Source organism: Kribbella sp. NPDC050281, from assembly GCF_040655855.1.
In the GTDB taxonomy this organism is placed as follows: domain Bacteria; phylum Actinomycetota; class Actinomycetes; order Propionibacteriales; family Kribbellaceae; genus Kribbella.
Window position 1 is genome coordinate 257,518 of the sequence record NZ_JBFAKS010000003.1, and the last position, 17,326, is coordinate 274,843.

19 protein-coding genes and 1 riboswitch are annotated in these 17,326 nt (G+C 69.9%); of the genes, 3 read left to right on the forward strand and 16 right to left on the reverse strand.

The genetic code is table 11. The annotated features are described in order from the left end of the window. Positions 1-129: 129 nt before the first annotated feature. The 11 genes from gcvP to AB0I34_RS05535 all read right to left on the reverse strand — a co-directional run bounded on the left by gcvP (position 130) and on the right by AB0I34_RS05535 (position 9,809). Positions 130-2,976: an aminomethyl-transferring glycine dehydrogenase gene (gene gcvP / locus AB0I34_RS05485; protein WP_360439833.1), complete on the reverse strand. Its 2,847-nt coding sequence runs from the start codon at positions 2,974-2,976 to the stop codon at positions 130-132. A 77-nt stretch (positions 2,977-3,053) separates the two neighbouring features. Continuing rightward, a riboswitch (glycine riboswitch) is annotated at positions 3,054-3,143 on the reverse strand. A 15-nt stretch (positions 3,144-3,158) separates the two neighbouring features. Continuing rightward, positions 3,159-4,052, reverse strand: coding sequence for a dihydrodipicolinate synthase family protein (locus AB0I34_RS05490; RefSeq protein WP_360439836.1), 894 nt, complete (start codon positions 4,050-4,052; stop codon positions 3,159-3,161). A gap of 16 nt (positions 4,053-4,068) precedes the next feature. Then, the gene (locus AB0I34_RS05495; protein WP_238163114.1) at positions 4,069-4,596 is read right to left on the reverse strand and encodes a MerR family transcriptional regulator; all 528 of its coding nucleotides are present in this window, start codon (positions 4,594-4,596) and stop codon (positions 4,069-4,071) included. A gap of 280 nt (positions 4,597-4,876) precedes the next feature. Then, complete coding sequence (locus AB0I34_RS05500) at positions 4,877-5,371, reverse strand: bifunctional nuclease family protein (RefSeq protein ID WP_360439839.1); 495 nt, start codon at positions 5,369-5,371, stop codon at positions 4,877-4,879. Positions 5,372-5,434: 63 nt separating this feature from the next. Next, complete coding sequence (locus tag AB0I34_RS05505; protein WP_131352145.1) at positions 5,435-6,118, reverse strand: MerR family transcriptional regulator; 684 nt, start codon at positions 6,116-6,118, stop codon at positions 5,435-5,437. Beyond that, positions 6,105-6,638 carry an FHA domain-containing protein gene (locus AB0I34_RS05510; protein ID WP_360439842.1) on the reverse strand — a complete coding sequence of 178 codons (534 nt, stop codon included), beginning with the start codon at positions 6,636-6,638 and terminating at the stop codon, positions 6,105-6,107. Before AB0I34_RS05510 ends, AB0I34_RS05505 begins: the two co-directional genes overlap by 14 nt. A 145-nt stretch (positions 6,639-6,783) precedes the next feature. Further along, on the reverse strand, positions 6,784-7,167 hold the full coding sequence (gcvH, locus tag AB0I34_RS05515; protein ID WP_360439845.1) for a glycine cleavage system protein GcvH: 384 nt from the start codon (positions 7,165-7,167) through the stop codon (positions 6,784-6,786). 25 nt (positions 7,168-7,192) lie between these two features. Next, on the reverse strand, positions 7,193-8,026 hold the full coding sequence (locus AB0I34_RS05520) for a DUF881 domain-containing protein (RefSeq protein WP_360439848.1): 834 nt from the start codon (positions 8,024-8,026) through the stop codon (positions 7,193-7,195). A 1-nt stretch (position 8,027) separates the two neighbouring features. Beyond that, positions 8,028-8,360: a small basic family protein gene (locus AB0I34_RS05525; protein ID WP_131352136.1), complete on the reverse strand. Its 333-nt coding sequence runs from the start codon at positions 8,358-8,360 to the stop codon at positions 8,028-8,030. Next, a complete protein-coding gene (locus tag AB0I34_RS05530) occupies positions 8,357-9,208 on the reverse strand; it encodes a DUF881 domain-containing protein (RefSeq protein WP_360439851.1) in 852 nt (283 codons plus the stop codon). Before AB0I34_RS05530 ends, AB0I34_RS05525 begins: the two co-directional genes overlap by 4 nt. Before the next feature lie 4 nt (positions 9,209-9,212). Continuing rightward, positions 9,213-9,809 carry a CDP-alcohol phosphatidyltransferase family protein gene (locus AB0I34_RS05535; protein ID WP_360439854.1) on the reverse strand — a complete coding sequence of 199 codons (597 nt, stop codon included), beginning with the start codon at positions 9,807-9,809 and terminating at the stop codon, positions 9,213-9,215. 220 nt (positions 9,810-10,029) lie between these two features. Here AB0I34_RS05535 and AB0I34_RS05540 point away from each other — a divergent pair, with 220 nt between their 5' ends. Continuing rightward, the gene (locus tag AB0I34_RS05540) at positions 10,030-10,398 is read left to right on the forward strand and encodes a YciI family protein (RefSeq protein WP_360439857.1); all 369 of its coding nucleotides are present in this window, start codon (positions 10,030-10,032) and stop codon (positions 10,396-10,398) included. Continuing rightward, positions 10,398-11,585: a sigma-70 family RNA polymerase sigma factor gene (locus AB0I34_RS05545; protein WP_360439860.1), complete on the forward strand. Its 1,188-nt coding sequence runs from the start codon at positions 10,398-10,400 to the stop codon at positions 11,583-11,585. The genes AB0I34_RS05540 and AB0I34_RS05545 overlap by 1 nt, the downstream gene beginning before the upstream one ends. Here the strand turns inward: AB0I34_RS05545 and AB0I34_RS05550 are convergent. Genes AB0I34_RS05550 through AB0I34_RS05560 form a run of 3 tightly spaced genes read right to left on the reverse strand, consistent with a single transcriptional unit; the run spans position 11,582 to position 13,541 of the window. Beyond that, complete coding sequence (locus AB0I34_RS05550) at positions 11,582-12,349, reverse strand: class I SAM-dependent methyltransferase (protein WP_360439862.1); 768 nt, start codon at positions 12,347-12,349, stop codon at positions 11,582-11,584. The two genes, AB0I34_RS05545 and AB0I34_RS05550, sit on opposite strands and share 4 nt — an antisense overlap. Further along, a complete protein-coding gene (locus tag AB0I34_RS05555; RefSeq protein ID WP_360439865.1) occupies positions 12,346-13,170 on the reverse strand; it encodes a hypothetical protein in 825 nt (274 codons plus the stop codon). Before AB0I34_RS05555 ends, AB0I34_RS05550 begins: the two co-directional genes overlap by 4 nt. Continuing rightward, positions 13,155-13,541, reverse strand: coding sequence for a VOC family protein (locus AB0I34_RS05560; protein ID WP_360439868.1), 387 nt, complete (start codon positions 13,539-13,541; stop codon positions 13,155-13,157). The genes AB0I34_RS05555 and AB0I34_RS05560 overlap by 16 nt, the downstream gene beginning before the upstream one ends. Positions 13,542-13,647: 106 nt before the next feature. Here AB0I34_RS05560 and AB0I34_RS05565 point away from each other — a divergent pair, with 106 nt between their 5' ends. Further along, positions 13,648-14,646, forward strand: a complete 999-nt coding sequence (locus AB0I34_RS05565) for a zinc-binding dehydrogenase (RefSeq protein ID WP_360439871.1) — start codon at positions 13,648-13,650, stop codon at positions 14,644-14,646. Here AB0I34_RS05565 and AB0I34_RS05570 read toward each other — a convergent pair. Together AB0I34_RS05570 and AB0I34_RS05575 are read right to left on the reverse strand one after the other, a co-directional pair. Beyond that, positions 14,637-16,232 (reverse strand): DNA polymerase Y family protein, encoded by a 1,596-nt coding sequence (locus AB0I34_RS05570; protein ID WP_360439874.1) that lies wholly within the window; start codon positions 16,230-16,232, stop codon positions 14,637-14,639. The two genes, AB0I34_RS05565 and AB0I34_RS05570, sit on opposite strands and share 10 nt — an antisense overlap. Positions 16,233-16,272: 40 nt before the next feature. Next, positions 16,273-17,313 (reverse strand): hypothetical protein, encoded by a 1,041-nt coding sequence (locus tag AB0I34_RS05575; RefSeq protein WP_360439877.1) that lies wholly within the window; start codon positions 17,311-17,313, stop codon positions 16,273-16,275. Between the last annotated feature and the right edge of the window lie 13 nt (positions 17,314-17,326).

The following is a 17,326-nucleotide window of genomic DNA, read 5'->3' on the forward strand; positions in this document are numbered from 1 at the left end:
CTTCGGCCTGAATCCGTGGACCGGTCACGGGCGACGTCCTGGATTGCCCGCCAGCAGGCAGAGATCGCGCTACCGACGCCCTCGGCAACCAACTGGTGCCACGGATTCAGGCCTGGGCCCGGCCGTCATTTACTCAAAGGCCTCCGGGGCGGGGCAGGAGCAGATGAGGTTGCGGTCGCCGTAGGCGCCGTCGATGCGGCGGACCGGCGGCCAGTACTTCGAGGTGCGGTCGACCGAGCGCGGGAACGCCGCCTCCTCGCGGGTGTAGGCGTGGTCCCACTTGTCGTTGATCACCGACTCGGCGGTGTGCGGCGAATTGACCAGCGGGTTGTCGCCGGCCGGCCACTCCCCCGCCGCGACGCGGTCGATCTCGTGCCGGATCGCGATCATCGCGTCGCAGAACCGGTCGAGTTCGCCGAGGTCCTCGGACTCGGTGGGCTCCACCATCAGCGTGCCCGCGACCGGGAACGACATGGTCGGTGCGTGGAAGCCGTAGTCGATCAGCCGCTTCGCGACGTCGTCGACGCTGATCCCGGTCTCCTTGGTCATCGGCCGCAGATCCAGGATGCACTCGTGCGCGACCAGGCCGTTCTCGCCGGTGTACAGCACCGGGAAGGCATCCTCGAGCCGCTTCGCCACGTAGTTCGCCGTCAGTACGGCGGCCTTCGTCGCAGCGGTCAGGCCCTCGGCACCCATCATCCGGATGTAGGCCCAGGAGATCGCCAGTACGCCGGCCGAACCGAACGGCGCCGCGCTGATCGGGCCGACACCGGACTCCGGCCCGGCCTCGTTCAGCAGCGGGTGGTTCGGCAGGTACGGCGCCAGGTGCGCGGCCACGGCCACCGGGCCGACGCCCGGACCTCCGCCGCCGTGCGGGATGCAGAACGTCTTGTGCAGGTTCAGGTGGCTGACGTCGCCGCCGAACTCACCGGGCTTCGCCAGGCCGAGGAGCGCGTTCAGGTTCGCGCCGTCGACGTACACCTGGCCGCCATGGTCGTGGACGATCTGGCAGACCTCGCGAACGCTCTCCTCGTAGACCCCGTGCGTCGAGGGGTACGTGATCATGATGGCCGCGAGCTTCGACGCATGCTCGGACGCCTTCGCCCGCAGGTCGGACAGGTCGATCGTGCCGTCATCGTTGCCCTTGACAACGACAACCTTCATGCCGGCCATCACCGCGGAGGCGGCGTTGGTGCCGTGCGCGCTGGCCGGGATCAGGCAGACGTTACGGTCATGGTCGCCCTGCGCCCGGTGGTATCCGCGGATCGCGAGCAGACCGGCCAGCTCACCCTGGGAGCCCGCGTTCGGCTGGATCGAGACCTTCGCGTAGCCGGTGACCTCGGCCAGCCAGCGCTCCAACTGGCCGATCAGCTTCACGTACCCGGCCGCGTCCTCGATCGGCGCGAACGGGTGCAGATCGGCGAACTCCGGCCAGGTGACCGGCTCCATCTCGGTGGTCGCGTTCAGCTTCATCGTGCACGAGCCGAGCGGGATCATGCCGCGGTCGAGCGCGTAGTCGTAGTCGGACAGCTTGCGCATGTACCGCAGCATCGCCGTCTCGGACCGGTGCGTGTTGAACACCGGGTGCGTCAGGTACTCCGTCGTACGGCGAACCGCCTCGGGCAGACCGGCGACCTCGACGGAACCGTCGTACCGGACACCGAAGGACACGCAGACCCGGGTCAGCGCGGCGACGTCGGTCTTCTCGTCGCAGGAGATGCCGACGTGGTCCGCGTCGACGAGGCGCAGCCAGATCCCGTTCTGCCGGGCGGCGTCGACCACGTCGGCGGCCCGACCGGGGACGCGCGCGAGCACGGTGTCGAAGAAGGCGCCGTGGACAACCTCCACACCACCGGCGCGCAGCGACGCGGCCAGCCTGCCCGCGTACTCGTGGACACGGTCGGCGATCGCCTTCAGGCCGTCCGGCCCGTGGTAGACGGCGTACATCGACGCGACCACGGCGAGCAGGACCTGCGCCGTACAGATGTTGGAGGTCGCCTTCTCGCGGCGGATGTGCTGCTCGCGGGTCTGCAGCGCCAGCCGGTACGCCGGTGCGCCGTCAGCGTCCACGGAGACACCGACCAAGCGACCGGGCAACGACCGCTCGAGACCGGCGCGGACGGACATGAAGCCGGCGTGCGGGCCGCCGTAGAACAGCGGTACGCCGAAGCGCTGGGACGAGCCGATCACGATGTCGGCGCCGGCCTCACCCGGTGCCTCCAGCAACGTCAGCGCGAGCAGATCGGAGGCGACCGCCACCAGGGTCTCGCGCTCGTGCGCGGCAGAGATCAGCGGCTTCAGGTCGCGGACCACACCGCCGGCGCCCGGGTACTGCACCAGGAAACCGAAGAAGTCGCCGTCCGGCAGACCGTCGGTGGTGTCCGCGACGACCACCTCGATACCGAGCGCCTCAGCGCGGGTCTGCACCACGGCGATGGTCTGGTCGAAGCAGTCCGCGTCGACCAGGAAGCGGTCCGACTTGCTCTTCTTGTTCGACCGGTGTGCCAGCGTCATCGCCTCGGCAGCCGCGGTCCCCTCGTCCAGCAGCGACGCGTTCGCGGTCGGCAGGCCGGTCAGGTCGGACACCACGGTCTGGAAGTTCAGCAGCGCCTCGAGCCGGCCCTGGGAGATCTCCGGCTGGTACGGCGTGTACGCGGTGTACCAGGCCGGGTTCTCGACCAGGCGGCGGACGATCACCGACGGGGTGAAGGTGCCGTAGTACCCCTGGCCGATCATCGAGGTGGCGACGGTGTTGCGGGCGGCGAGCTGGCGGAGCTCGGTCAGCGCGTCGACCTCGGAGGCCGGTTCGGGCAGCCGGAGCGCCTCGGTGGAGCGGATCGACTCCGGTACGGCGGCGTCCACGAGCGCGTCGACGTCGTCGTACCCGAGCAGCTGCACCATCCGGGCGACCTCGTCCGGCCGTGGTCCGATGTGCCGGTCGGCGAACGCCGCAGAGATCTGGGGTGAGTTGTTCATCAAGAGGCTCCGTTGCTGACAGTGCTTCCGGTCGCCTCCCCCTCTGTCACGCCGAGCAATGCACGCTCCAGAGTCGCCTGTGACACTCGGTCCATGGGCCTGAGAGGTTCCGGGGAGGAATTGCCCCTTCGGCGCCCGATCGCACGGGTCTCTCCCGAGTGCTGTGAACGGCTGCCCCGAGGCTACCAGGAATCGGCGAAGAGTTCGGGCAGCAACCGCAGTGCGGCCGGCCGGGCGGCCTCGACCTGCTCCTGGGTCGCCGACGCCATCGGCCACCGAACCCGCGTACCGACGTCCGCCCAGTCCCCCACCGCGGCCAGGAACTTGTCCAGTGCCGGGTTCGACAACCCCGCCTTCTGCAGCGGTACGACGTGCTGCCCGAAGAACTCGCCGATCCGGCGTTCGACGTCCAGGTCGCAGGCGTGCTCCACCGAGCCGTTGGGTGAGAGCGCCGCGACGTTCGAGTAGCTGCCATGCGCACCGAGTAACGACATGCTCGCAAGGAAGTGTCCTGGCACGAAGATCGCCAGCCCGGACTTCAGCGCCTGCTCGAACCATGCCTTGTCCCCACCCGCGGTCTTCAGACCGATCAGACTCGGCACGGCGGCGGCCAGCGACGTCAGCAGTTCTGGACGCACGGGGGTCTTCGCGTGCGGTGGGTTGTAGAGGACCAGAGGCACGTCACCGGCGGTGTCCGCGACGCGCCGGAGGAAGTCGAGCGCCTCCCGGTCGTTCAAGGGCAGCCAGTCGGGCAGGATCACCTGGATCGCACCAGGTGCCAGCGCGGCGGCTCGACGTACCCGATCCAACTGCAGCTGGGCTGACGGGTGGCTCGCGCCGATCTGGAACGGCTTGGCCGCTCCCGCGAGCAGCTCGTTGATCCGGCCGAACTCGTCCTCGGTCAGCGTTTGGAACTCGCCCGCCGTGCCGTGCGCATACAAGCCCTCCAACTGACTGGCGCCCAGCACATCTACCTGAGCCTGCAGACGCGCGAAGTCGATGGAGTCGTCGGCGTTGAGGGGCAACAACACAGTGGCCCACACACCGCGCAGCGAATCGGCAGTGAGTGGGCGCACAGGAGGAAGGAAGGTCTCAACCGGTCATGCGGGCGCGGCGGCGAGCCGCGAGTTCATCATTCGCGTGCTGATCGCCGTCCTCATGACCGTCGGCCCGCTCGGTGGGCAGCTCGGACAGCGAGCCCTCGACCTCGCGCCAGACACCGCCGAGGGCGATGCCGAACACCCCCTGGCCGCCGGCCAGCAGATCGATGACCTCGTCCGGCGAGGTGCACATGTAGACCGAGGCGCCGTCGCTCATCAGCGTGATCTGGGTCAGGTCGTCGATGCCGCGCTTGCTCAGGTGGGCGATCGCGGTCCGGATCTGCTGCAGCGAGATCCCGGCATCCAGCAGCCGCTTGATCACCTTCAGCAACAGGACGTCACGGAAACCGTACAACCGCTGCGTCCCGGAACCGGTCGCCGGGCGCACGGACGGGGAGACCAGGCCGGTGCGGGCCCAGTAGTCGAGCTGACGGTAGGTGATCCCGGCCGCGTGGCACGCCGTCGGTCCGCGGAACCCGACATCCTCCGGCATCGGCCGCAGGTCGTCGTCGAAGAGCAGGCCCTGGACGCCGGCGGCAGCGGCCGCCTCGGCGCGTGCTTCGGACGTCGACTGCGCCGTCAGATCCGTGTCGCCGGTGCGTGTCACGCCTGAGCCTCCCTGGGTACCGACTGGAACGGGTCACTTCCGTGGAGTGACAACACCCCACAACTCCTTCAAGGTAAGCCGCCGACCAGGGAGGGTCAACGACAACCGCACCGAGCCGTGAGCGTGTCGCGGTTGCCGCTCGAATCGTTACCTACCTGGTCTTGTACCACGGAGGTCAAAACGAGCCCGGTCCTCAGCTCTTGTCGAAGTCCTCCGGAGTCACCTGGTCGAGGAACTCACGGAACCGCTCGACCTCCTCTTCCTCCTCCACCTCGTCGGTGTCGTTCGTCTCACTGTCCGGAACGGGGATGCCCGCCTCGGCCAGAATCTCCTCGGTGCAGAACACCGGTGTCCCGGTGCGCAGCGCCAGCGCGATCGAGTCCGACGGCCGGGCCGAGATCTCGGTCTTGTCGTCGAACACCAGGATCGCCTCGAACACGCCGTCGGTCAGATTCACGATCCGGACCTGACTGAGCGTGTGCCCGAGCACTCGCAGGGTCTCGGCGAACAGATCGTGCGTCAACGGCCGCGGCGGCTCCATGCCCTGCTGGGCGAAGGCGATCGCGCTGGCCTCGGCCGCGCCGATCCAGATCGGCAGGTACCGCTCTCCGCCGACCTCCCGGAGCAGCACAATCGGCTGACTCGAGGGCATCTCAACCCGGACTCCGACCACGTCGACTTCGCGCACACCTTCAGCCTACTCCGCGGGGCAGGCCCGGGCAGTCCCCGGCGGGTGCGGTGGCCGGTCGGCTCAGTGTGGTAGGCGGGAGCGGACCAGGGCAGCATGCAACCGGACCGCCAGCGCCGCGAGTTCGCCGGTCTGTTCGGTACGGCGTGGCCCGGTGACCTGCTCGATCAGGCCGGCCTCGCGGTCGGCCGCCGTACGGAACAGGCGCAGGTGCCGTGGCTCGATCCCGTAGCCGGCCAGTTCACCGGCCAGCTTGGCGACCAGGATCGCGTCGCCGTCGTAGTGGTTGCCGCGGGCCACCACCAGCCCGTGGCTCTCGACCTGGTCGAGCAACTCGGCGGAGATGCCCGCGGCGGCTCGCAGTTCGTCCCGGGTCAGCTTGAGCTCGATGCCCGCGGCACCGAAATCCTCCGCGACCGGCAGACCGGGCGTCTCCGGCAGCGAACCGGGCGCGACCGGAGGACCACCGGCCGCCGGGCGCAGGCCGCGGTCGATCGCGCCGAGATGTTCCTTGATCACTTTCAGTGGCAGGTACTGGTCGCGTTGCGCGGTCAGCACATAACGCAGCCGCTCGACATCGGCCGAGCTGAACTTCCGGTAGCCCGACGCGGTCCGGGCCGGCGTCACCAGTCCCTCGGCCTCGAGGAACCGGATCTTCGAGATCGTGACGTCGGCGAACTCGGCCCGCAGGAGCTGCAGCACCTCCCCGATGCCGCGGCCTTCGGCGGACGATTCAGGCTTGGCCACTGGCGTAGTACACCAAGCGGTACTTGCCGATCTGGACCTCGTCGCCGTTGGTCAGCTGGACCTCGTCGATCCGGTCGCGGTTCACGTAGGTCCCGTTCAGGCTGCCCACGTCGCGCACCTTGACGCCGTTCGGGTCCCGGCGGAACTCCGCGTGCCGGCGGGACACGGTCACGTCGTCGAGGAAGATGTCGCTGTCCGGGTGCCGGCCGGCGGTGACCACGTCGACGTCGAGCAGGAACCGGCTGCCCGCGTTCGGACCGCGCTGGACGATCAGTAGGGCAGAGCCGGCCGGCAGTGCGCCGACCGCGGCCTCGTCCTCCAGCGACAGCGGCTCGCCGGCCCGTTCGGGCTCCGGCTCGGCGCCGATCGGGGTCAGCATCGCGGTGTCGGTGACACCGGGGGTCGGCGGCGTCGCCGGGGCTGCCGCCGGGCGATCCGCGCCAGGAAGCATCGCTCCGCACTGCGAACAGAACCGGCTGCCCTCGGAGTTCTCGTGCCCGCACTGGTTGCAGAACGGCATGCTGTGATCCTCCCGATCGCCGGCGGTCCGGCGACGTTTTCGTAGACCCCGTATGAACAAGTGTGGACGCAGATTCGCGGACCTCAACCCTCGACCAGCGGTTGAGGTCCGGCCAACCTATCAGGAGCCGGCAAGCCGGCTCCGGTCAACTCCGGTCGAGCTGACCCAGGTACGCCTCGGCGTCCATCAGCGCCTCGACCTCGGCGGTGTCCTCGACGTCGATGTCGAGCAGCCAGCCCTCGCCGTACGGGTCGCTGTTGACGAGGTCCGGCTGGTCGGCGAGCGACTCGTTGACCGCGGTCACCGTGCCGTTCACCGGGGCGAACAAGTCGCTCACGCTCTTGGTCGACTCCAGCTCGCCACAGGCGTCACCGGCCCGTACCGCGCTGCCCACCTCGGGCAGTTGCACGTACACGATGTCACCAAGCGCGTCCTGCGCGAAGTCGGTGATGCCGACCCGCACCGGGGCGTCGCCGTCGGCCTTCACCCATTCGTGCTCGGCCGTGTACTTCAGGTCTTCGGGATACACCTTCGTTCCTCTTTCGCTCGAACTGCTACTTCGTCGGGCTGGGCGCCGGGCGAGCGTAGCGATGCTCCTCCGCGGCGTGCAAGGCGGTGATCTGGACCTGCGGAACCTCGGTCACCTCGGCTGTTCCGCCGACCTGCGGACCGGTCACCTCACTCACCAGGCCGCCAGGGAAGTTGGCCGCCTCGGCCAGATTGTGCGACTCCCCGATCGCCTCGATCACATACGGCGAGTTCAGCTTCTGGCCGTCGATCCGGATCCCCGGGGCGTCGTCCACGAAGTCCGTACTCGCGACCACCCGGGCGGCGCCGTTGATCTGGATCGCCTCGGCGCCGGCGTCGCGCAGTTCCTCGATCGCGTCCAGCAGGTTGCTCGACGTCATCTTCGCCTCGGGGTCGTTCAGCGTGATGCGGACTCCCGGGCCCTGGGCAGGCAGTGTGCCGGCCAGGATGCCGAGCGTGCGGACCTGGGCCTCGGCCTGCTCGCGGGCGGTCTGGGCCTTGTCCGCACTCGAGGACAGCGAGTTCTTCCGCTCCTCCAGCTCGGCGATCTCGCTCTCCAGCCGGCGGGTGTTCTGCCCCAGGCCGTCCAGGATCGCGATCAGGTCCTCGCGGCGCGCGTTCTGGTACCCGTCGTCGGCGCGGTTGACCCGCACCTGAACCACGGCCACGCAGGCGACCAGCGCCAGTACGACGGCGACGATCGCCTGGCCGCGGGACGGCTTGAACCCGGTCCGCAGCCGGCGCAGTGCCAGGTTCGGCGTCCGGGGCTTGGGCTTGGCCTGCGGCATCGGGGTCGGCTCGTCCGGATGCGGCTGCTCGACCGAGTCAGGCTTGTTGGTCTCAGGGATGTCGTCGCTCATGTCAGGCCCGGAAGATGTGCCGCCGGATCGCGGCCATGTTGGTGAAGATGCGGATGCCCAGGACGACGACCACGCCGGTGGACAGCTGGGAGCCGACGCCGAGCTGGTCGCCGAGGTAGACGATCAGCGCCGCGATCAGCACGTTGGACACGAACGACACGACGAACACCTTGTCGTCGAAGATCCCGTCCAGGAACGCGCGCAGCGCCCCGAACACGGCGTCGAGCGCGGCCACCACCGCGATCGGCAGGTAGGGCTGGGCCCACTCCGGGACATCGGGCGCGACCAGCAGGCCGATCACGACACCGATCACCAGCCCGAGTACGGCGATCATCTCGGTCCACTCACCTTCGCGTATCGCAGCGCGATGGTCGCATCGGCCGGCACCAGCAAGGAGTCCTCCGTCGTGATCGTCATCCGGACATCGAAGTTGCTGACCAGGTACTGCACCCACTGACCGCCCGAGCTCTGCGAGAACCGGGCCGGCATGGTCGTGGTGTCACCGATCGCGAGCACCGTGTACGGCGGGGTGAGCGAGCTGTAGTCGACCGTGATCGCACTCCCGGCGCCGCGGATCGCCGTCATCGAGGTCAGCCGGTGACCGTTCACCGAGATCGCCTCCGCGCCCGCGGTCCACAGCCCGTTGACCAGCTGCTGCAGGTCGACGTCGAGCAGCCGGCCCTCTTTGTCGGCGTCCTTCGCGTCGTCGATGACCGCCTTGATCCCCGGCCCGGTGGCCGCGATCGCGCCGGTCTGCAGCTCGACGGCGTCCAGCTGCTGCTGCAGCGCCGCGCCCGAGCTCGTGTTGCTCAGTCCGCTCGCCTGCAACCGGCGTACCTCGTCGGCCAGCTGCGACTGCCGGGTGCGCAGGCCGTTCAGCTGGGTGTCGGCCTGGTTGATCCGGGTGATCAGCTCTTTGCGCTGCTTCTCCGCCTCGGGCGCGCTGCGGTAGTTCTGCGAGGCCGCGACCGCGAGGAGGAACCCGAGGACGAGCAGCGCCACCACCAGCATCACGCGGTGCCGGGTCTTCGCCGGGCGGCCGTCCTGTTTCGGGCGGGTCCGGGCCGCCACGGCGTACCCCTCGTCGAGCGGGTGGGCCATGAGGTTGTTCAGCAGCGACATCGACGCGTCGACGCGCCGCGGCTTGGGTGGGCCCTCTTTCGGTGGCGCAGACTGGGTCACGGCTCTACCCGGCCGGGTCGTTGATCGGTTTCACCGTCTGGACGAGGTGGCGGAGCTGGGCGAAGTACAGGACACCGGCCCAGTAGTACAGCCCGGTCCCCCAGATCGCGAACGCCCAGCCGAACACCCTGGCGAGCAGGTTGAGGGTGCTGTCGCCGTCGCCGAGCAGGAGGAGCGGGAACGCGTACAGCAGGCAGAAGGTGGCCGACTTGCCGAGGAAGTGCACCGGCAGCGCGTTGAAACCGCGGCGGTGCAGCGCTGGCAGCGTGAAGATGAGCAGCAGGTCCCGCAGCGGCAGCGCGATCGCCAGCCACCACGGGATGATGTCGCGCAGCGCCAGGCCGATCACGGTGGCGAAGATGTAGAGCCGGTCGGCGACCGGGTCGAGCATCTGCCCGAGCCGGGTGGTCTGGTTCATCCGCCGGGCGATCTGGCCGTCGGCCCAGTCGGTGAACCCGGACACGGCCAGCACCAGCAGCGCCCAGCCGTCCTCCTGCGGCCCGAGGATCAGCCACAGGAACAGCGGCACTCCCAGCAACCGGAGGAAGCTGAGCGCGTTCGGGATCGTGAGTACCCGATCGGACACTTCCACATCCGGCACGCGACCCCTCCCTCTCACCCTGGCTACCGGTCGTAACTGTACTTGGGCGGCCGGACAGGTTTACGCCCGGCCATCCCGGGGCAGGCCCGGGCACCCCCATTGATACTGGCCCCCCGAATACCAGAACGCGTCGCCACGGATCCCGCTATGCCCGCTGCAAACCAGTGACCCGATCGATACGCAAGGGTGATGCTTAGCTTGGTGAACGGGAGGGGTGGCGATGAAGTTCCTGGTGCTGATCTACGGCAATCCGGAGTCGCGCAAGGTCTGGGACGCGTTGAGCGACGAGCAGAAGAAGGAAGGGATGGCCGGGTACGCCGCCCTGCACGAGGCGCTCGCGGCCCGCGGAGAGCTGGTCGCGTCGGAGTCGCTGGACGACCCTGCCGCCACCAAGCAGGTGCTCATCCGCGACGGTCTCCCGATGACCACCGACGGCCCGTTCGCCGAGGTCAAGGAGCAGTTGGCCGGGTTCTACCTGCTCGACTGCGACTCCATGGACCGTGCCGTGGAGATCGTCGGGCAGATCCCGGAGGCGCCGTTCAGCATCGTCGAGGTACGACCGGTCCGCGATCTGTCGGCCTACACCTGATGCCGATCGAGGAGCTGCTGCGCGAGCAAGCACCTCAGGTCCTGAGCGCGCTGGTCCGCCGGTACGGCGACTTCGACGCGTGTGAGGACGCGGTCCAGGAGGCGCTGCTGGCAGCGTCGCAGCAGTGGCCGAGGGACGGCGTACCGGACAACCCGCGCAGCTGGCTGATCACAGTCGCGTCGCGGCGGCGGATCGAGGTACTGCGCAGCGAGGCGGCGCGGCAGCGGCGCGAGGAGACGGTCGCGTTGGAGGCTCCCCCGCCGGATCCGGCGCCGTCGGTCGACGACTCGCTGACGCTGCTGATGCTGTGCTGCCACCCGGCGCTCACGCCGCAGTCGCAGATCGCGCTCACTCTGCGGGCGGTCGGCGGTCTCACCACCGGCGAGATCGCCCGGGCCTTTCTGGTGCCGGAGGCAACGATCGGGCAGCGGATCAGCCGGGCGAAGGCAAAACTGCAGGGTGCCCGGTTCGCGCTGCCGCCGGCGGCCGAGCAGCCCGAGCGACTGGCCGCCGTACTGCAGGTGCTGTATCTGATCTTCAACGAGGGGTACACCGCGTCGTCCGGCTCGTCGCTGCACCGGGTTGAGCTGAGCACGGAGGCGATCCGGCTGACCCGGCAGTTGCGCGAGCAGTTGCCGGACGAGGGCGAGGTCGCCGGGCTGCTGGCGCTGATGCTGCTCACGGATGCCCGCCGGCCCGCCCGTACGACGGCCGACGGTGCGCTGGTGCCGTTACCAGAGCAGGACCGCTCGGTGTGGGACGCCGGCGCGATTGCAGAAGGTACTGAGCTGATCGCCTCGACCCTGCGCACCGCACCGGTCGGGCCGTATCAGCTGCAGGCGGCGATCGCGGCGGTCCACGACGAGGCGAAGCGCGCCGAGGACACCGACTGGCGCGAGATCCTGATGCTGTTCGAACTCCTCGAGACGATGGCACCCGGCCCGATGATCACGCTGAACCGGATCGTCGCCGTCGCCATGGTGCACGGGCCGACGGCCGGGCTCGCGCTGCTCGACGACGCCGACCCCGCGTTGCGCGACCATCACCGGCTGGCCGCCGTACGCGCGCACCTGCTCGAGCTCTCCGGCGACCGCGACGCCGCTCGGGATGCATACCAGGAGGCGGCGCGGCTGACGCAGAGCGTTCCCGAGCAGCTTTACCTCCAGGGTCGCGCGGACGCCCTCTAAGGCGCGAGCGGACGGCCCCAGCTCAGCTGGGCGACCACCTGCAACTCCAGGACGCCGTCCTTCGCGTACGGCGTGACCGCCTGCTCGATCGCGGTGTCGAACTCGACAGCCTCCTCGTCGGACATCAGGTCCCGAGCGAGTGACGAGGTCGAGTGGAACTGCTCGATGTAGTCGGCAACGCGCTGCTCGAAAGTGATCGGCGTGGTCCGCACCGTGCCCGTCGGCTCCAGCAGTCCGCGCTCCTGGATGGCATCGACCACGCTGTACGCCGGGTCGTAGTTCTGGTTGCGCGAATGACGCTTGGTCGTGACCGCGACGTCGTCCCACCACGGCATGTCCACCGGGCCGTGCTCGATGATCACGAGCTGCGCCTTCGGTGCCAGGTGCGGGACGATCCGGGCGAACGTCTCCTCCCAAGGCATCCAGTGGATGCTCGCGCCCGCGGTGACCAAGGCGTACGGACCATGCAGCTCGGCGGTCTCGATACCGCTCACCTGCCAGCGCAGGTTGGGGTGATCACCGCCCAGCCGGTTGCGGCCCGCGTCGACCATCGCCGGAGAGATGTCGATCGCGTCGACCCGCTCGACCCTCGGCGCCAGCGGCCGCGCGATCGCTCCCTCGCCGGCGCCGATGTCGAGCACCGTCCTCGGCTCGTCGGTGATCAGCGCTTCGAGCCGGTCGAACACCTCGTCCGGGTACGGCGGACGATGCTGATACGCCTCTGCCACTGCCTCGTACTGGAACGTTCCCGCCAGGTCGCTCATGCCGACAGCCTCGCACGAACCTCGTCCATCGCCCGGTCGGTCGACCAGCGGGCCAGCTCCGGCCAGCTGTGGTCGCGGCGCAACGCCTGGATCAGGCGAGTGCCGACGAAGTACCCGATGCGCTTCGGGAAGCCGGTCTGTCCGCTCATCGTGAGGTAGCGACCGCCGACGGCGTCGCCCTCGGAGTCGAGGTCCGCCAGGATCGCGGCCTCAGCCTCCTGCCGCCCGCTCTCACAGTCGGCGAGCCAGTCGTCGTACCCGGGCCCGAACCAGAGATGCTCGGCGAGGTCGTACTGCGGGAACAGTTCCGCGGTCAGTGCGGTGGCGAAGCCCTCGCTGTAGATCGACCGGCCGAGCGGTCCGTCGTCGGGCCAGGGGTGCTCCGGCAGTGGGAGCTGCAGCGCATGGGCGATCTCGTGGGCTGCGAGGATCTCGGCCGACCGCTCGTCCGGGATCATCTCGACGGCCAAGTACAGCGTGCCGTTGTCGACCCAGCCGTTCGACGTACCCAGGCCGACCATCGCGACGCCGTGGATGTCGACGTGCTCCGCCTCCAGCACGGGTACGACGCGTGCTGCCGCCTCCTCGATCCAGCGGGTGGCGTGTGGTGCGTTGGCGCGGATGCGTGCTTCCTGTTCGGAGTAGGTCGCAAGGGTCTTCTCCAGGCGCTCGGGCTCGAGGGTGCGTCCCGTGCGGGTGAAGTCGTTGAGCACTTCCGGCTGCTGGCCGGCGTACTCGTCCCACTGTCTGTTCGGGTCGGTCCAGAACTCCAGGAAGGCGGGCACGAGGTCCCGGACGACGACCGTCATTCGCTCCCCCACGCGGTCGAGTGTTCGGCGAAGTACTCCGGCTCGCTGTGCATCGGGATCACGCAGAGCAGATGCCCACCGGGTGCCCGCAAGGTATGACAGCCCTGCCAGCTTGATACCTCGACGGCACCCAGCCCGGTCAGCCGCGCGACCTCCGCGGCGACGTCGTCGGTCTCGATGTCCAGGTGGTATCGCGGCGCGTCGTCGATCGACTGGATCGCCAGCACATACCCGGGCACGCCGTCGTGCAACGACGTGAACTGCGGCTCTCCGGGCGGCGACGAGGTCCGCACCCCGAGCGCCTGCGACCAGAACCCGACCGCTCCGGGCACCTCGTCCTGGTGCACATCGATCAAGAACGTCGACACCCTGCTCCTGTGCATGCGGACAAACCTAACCGCGCCACCCCCCCCGGAGACGCACGGAATATCCGGGCCGAGCATGCGGTTGTCGGCGGTCACCGCTGTCCGCCGATCGGAAGGATCCTTCATGCGTGCGCTTGCCTTCAGGACCAACGGTGGTCCCGAGGTCTTCGAGGAGATCGATCGCCCCGTCCCCGAAGTCGGCGTCGGGCAAGTGCTGATCCAGGTGGCGTACGCGGGGGTGAACTTCGCGGAGGTGCAGCACCGCCGAGGTGAGTTCGGTGCGCCGGACGGACCCGACGGGTACGACGTACCGGGCCTGGAGATCTCCGGCACGATCGCCGCGATCGGGGCCGGCGTCGGCGGTCTCACCGAGGGCGAGACGGTGGCGGCGTACCTTCCCGGCTTCGGCGGTTATGCGGAATACGCCGTCGCCGATGCCACCTTGGTCCGGCCGATCGGCGGCGTACCGGGGGCGGTGGCGGCCGGACTGCCGTGCGTCTTCCCGACGGCGTACGGCGTACTCCACGACGCCGGCCGGTTGCGTCCGGGCGAGACGGTGCTGATCCACGCGGCAGCCGGTGGTGTCGGCTCGGCCGCGGCCAGGATCGCGCGGACGCTGAAGGCGGGCCGGATCTTCGGCACGGTCGGCTCGGCGGACAAGCTCGCGCTGGCCGGCTCGCTCGGGTACGACGCCCTGTTCAGCCGCGACGACTTCGCCGGACAGGTGCTCGAAGCCACCGACGGCCGCGGCGCCGACCTGGTGCTCGACCCGGTCGGCGGCCTGGTCCGCAAGGCGAGCCTGGAAGCACTCGCTCCGTTCGGCCGAGTCGTGGTGTACGGCGATCTCGGCCGGCACGAGGACTGGACCGCCGACGTCTGGGACCTGTGGAAGACCAACAAGACCATCGCCGGCTTCAACATCGGTGATCTTGCCCGGCGCTCTCCCGCCACCATCGGTGACTATCTGGCGGACGCGTTGGGCGCGCTGGAGTCCGGTGGACTCACGCTGCCGGATCCGCAGGTCGAGCCGCTGGCCGCCGCGTCCGCCGTTCATCAGCAACTGGAGTCAGCCTGCACCTCTGGCAAGACGGTTCTCCGGGTGGCCACAGCGTCTCAGTCGTAGGTGGCTTGGGCTTGCCAGGTGGTTCGGTGCAGGGTGAAGAGCCAGGCGCGGGTGTCGGCGGTCTGGAACTGGAAGCGGGCCTGGCGGGACTCGGTGCTGGGGTCCCACCAGCGTTCGTGGGTCAGCCAGGGCCCGGCCCAGGCGGTGATCGGATGCAGCTTGTTGCTGTCGGCAACTTGCGGGGCCGGGTCCAGGCGGAAGGCGGTGGGGGCGCCGGTGAGGGCGCCCCGGGCGCTGACCGAGACCTCGCTGCCGTCCTCGGCGTACACCTTCGCCCGCAGCGGCGCGGGGAAGATCGTGGTGGGTGCGAGCGTCGGCCAGCGATCCGGGTCGACGGAGCTGATCGCGCCCGGCCACGGCTGGTCCGGCGGATGAGCCGGCACCGGGCGGTCGCCCCACGGGATCAGGGTCTGCCGCTCCGCGAACCCCCGGCCGCCGCCGATCACCACCGACGCGACGGCACCATGACCGAGCATGCTCTGCACGCGGGACAGCGCCCGGTGGATCCGCTCGTCCGGCCCGCCACCCCACAGCCCGTCGACATGGGCACCGACCGGATCCGCCTGATCGGGGACCAGCCGCAGCCGCACGACGGGTGAGGTCAGCTCGCTGGTCGCCGTACCGCTCCCTTGCAGCTGCCAGCGGACCCGGTCCACCACGTCGGCCGCGGAGAACCAGCGCGGATGCAGCCACTCCCGCTCGTGGATCCGGCCGGACTCGGTGCCGACCTCGACCCGGAGCGTCGTACACACCAGGCCGAGCTCGGTCAGCCGGGCGATCAGCTCGTCGGCGACCGAACGAACCGCGAAGGCGACCTGGTCGACCCGGTCCACGGCCGGCTCGAAGTCGAGGGTCCGGGTGAGCTCGGGCGGGATCTCCCGGGCCACAACCGGACGGTCGTCGGATCCACGGGCCAGCCGGTGGGCGAAGGCGCCGTCGGGACCGAACCGGGTCAGCACCTCGGTGCCGGACAGTTGCGCGAACGCACCCAGCGACCGCAGTCCGAGCCGGCGAAGCAGATCCGTGAGCTGCGGCTGCTCGAGTACGTCGACGGTGAGCGGCGCGAGGAACTCCGGCGACCCGCCGGGCGGGACCACCAGGATCCGCGTCCGTGCCGAGCTCGCCCGGGCCGCCTGCTCGGCCGCGAACGGGCCGTCGGCGATCCCGACCCGGCCGCCGAGGACCTCGAAGGTCTCGAGCCGGTCGAGCAGCTTCTCCGCGGCCTCGGACTCACCGCCGTAGAACCGGGTCGGGCCGCGCGCCTTCAACGCACACATGCCCGGGCGGATCACCTGGATGCCGGGCGTGATCGCCTCCAGGCAACTGATCACCGGGTCGAACGCCCGGGCGTCGATCACCGGGTCGTACTTCAGGACGACGAGCTCGGGGCAGCGTGACTGCGCGTCCCGGGCGCGCAGACCGCGGCGTACCCCGCCGGCCCGCGCGGCGGCGGAGGTGGCGAGCACCTTGCCCTTCTCGAGGATGGCGATCGGTTCGTCCGGGGAACGGCCGGCGGCCACAGCGGCCGCGGTCACCGGCCAGTCCGGCACCCAGATCACCAACGTGCGCGTCAGCCCACCACCCATCAACCCACCACCCCTGTGCCGGACAGCCCGTGGTCGCCCATCAGCCCACCGCCTCTTCCGGCCAGGCAGTTCCTTCGGCCCAGGCGGTCCCTTCGGCCCAGGCGGTCCCTTCGGGCCAGGTGGTCTCTGCCGGCCAGCCTGGGGCCTCCTCAGGGGCGGGGTCGACCGAGCGGATGGTGCCGTCCGGGGCGGGGAGCCAGAGCTGGTGCCGCCGGGGGCCACCGACGACTCTGCGGCCGCTCACCACGACGGTCGCCTGCCGCGCCGAGAGCAACCCTTCGCCGTCACCCAGGCCGGTCCAGGCGTTGCTCTCCACCTCCAGCCGTGCCTCGCTCCCCGGCCAGGAACCGACCGAGATCAGCGTCGCCTTCCGGGTCCGCAGGCGGGCGGCGAGCCGGGACGCCTCCCCCGGGGTCACCTCGCCGGGCGGCCTGACGACGACCACGGTCAGGGCGTCGACCAGCGCTGCGACGACGTTGAGCCAGTCCTGCCCGGGGTCCGGCACCAGCACCAGGCGCTCCAGGTCGACCCCGAGCCCTCGCGCCGCCTCCGCGCCGAACGACGGCATCCCGACCACTCCGCACCAGGCGCCCTCGGCGGACGGACCGGCCATCATCGCCATCACCAGGGCGGTCGAAGTACGCACGGAGTAGACCGCCCCGCTGCGCAGACCGGCCCCGGGCAGAAGCTCGGCGACAGCAGGCAGCGTCGGCAGCTGCCGATCCACCTCGCCGGCATCCAGCGCCTGCTGCACCCGCCGCATCCGCTCCGCAGAGGGCACGAACCGAGCAGGCTCGGCGGACGAGCTGGAGTGGGACAAGGGGAAGCGGGAGGAAGTGGGGTCGGACAAGTCGCCGGGCAGGGCGGGGCGAGCAGGGTCGGTGGGAGGGGCGAGGTGAGCGAGTTCGCCGCCGGAGGGAGGGGCGGAGGGGGCGGGCGGGCGGTGGGGGGCGAGTTCGGGGTCTGGGGACTGGGTTTGGGCGGCCTTCTGGGCTTTGGCCCGGGTGAGGAGCTGGCGGGCATGGTCGAGCGCCGTGACCTTCTGGTCCGGCTTCTGGTCGATCGCGCTGACCCCCGTCATAGACCTATGTTCG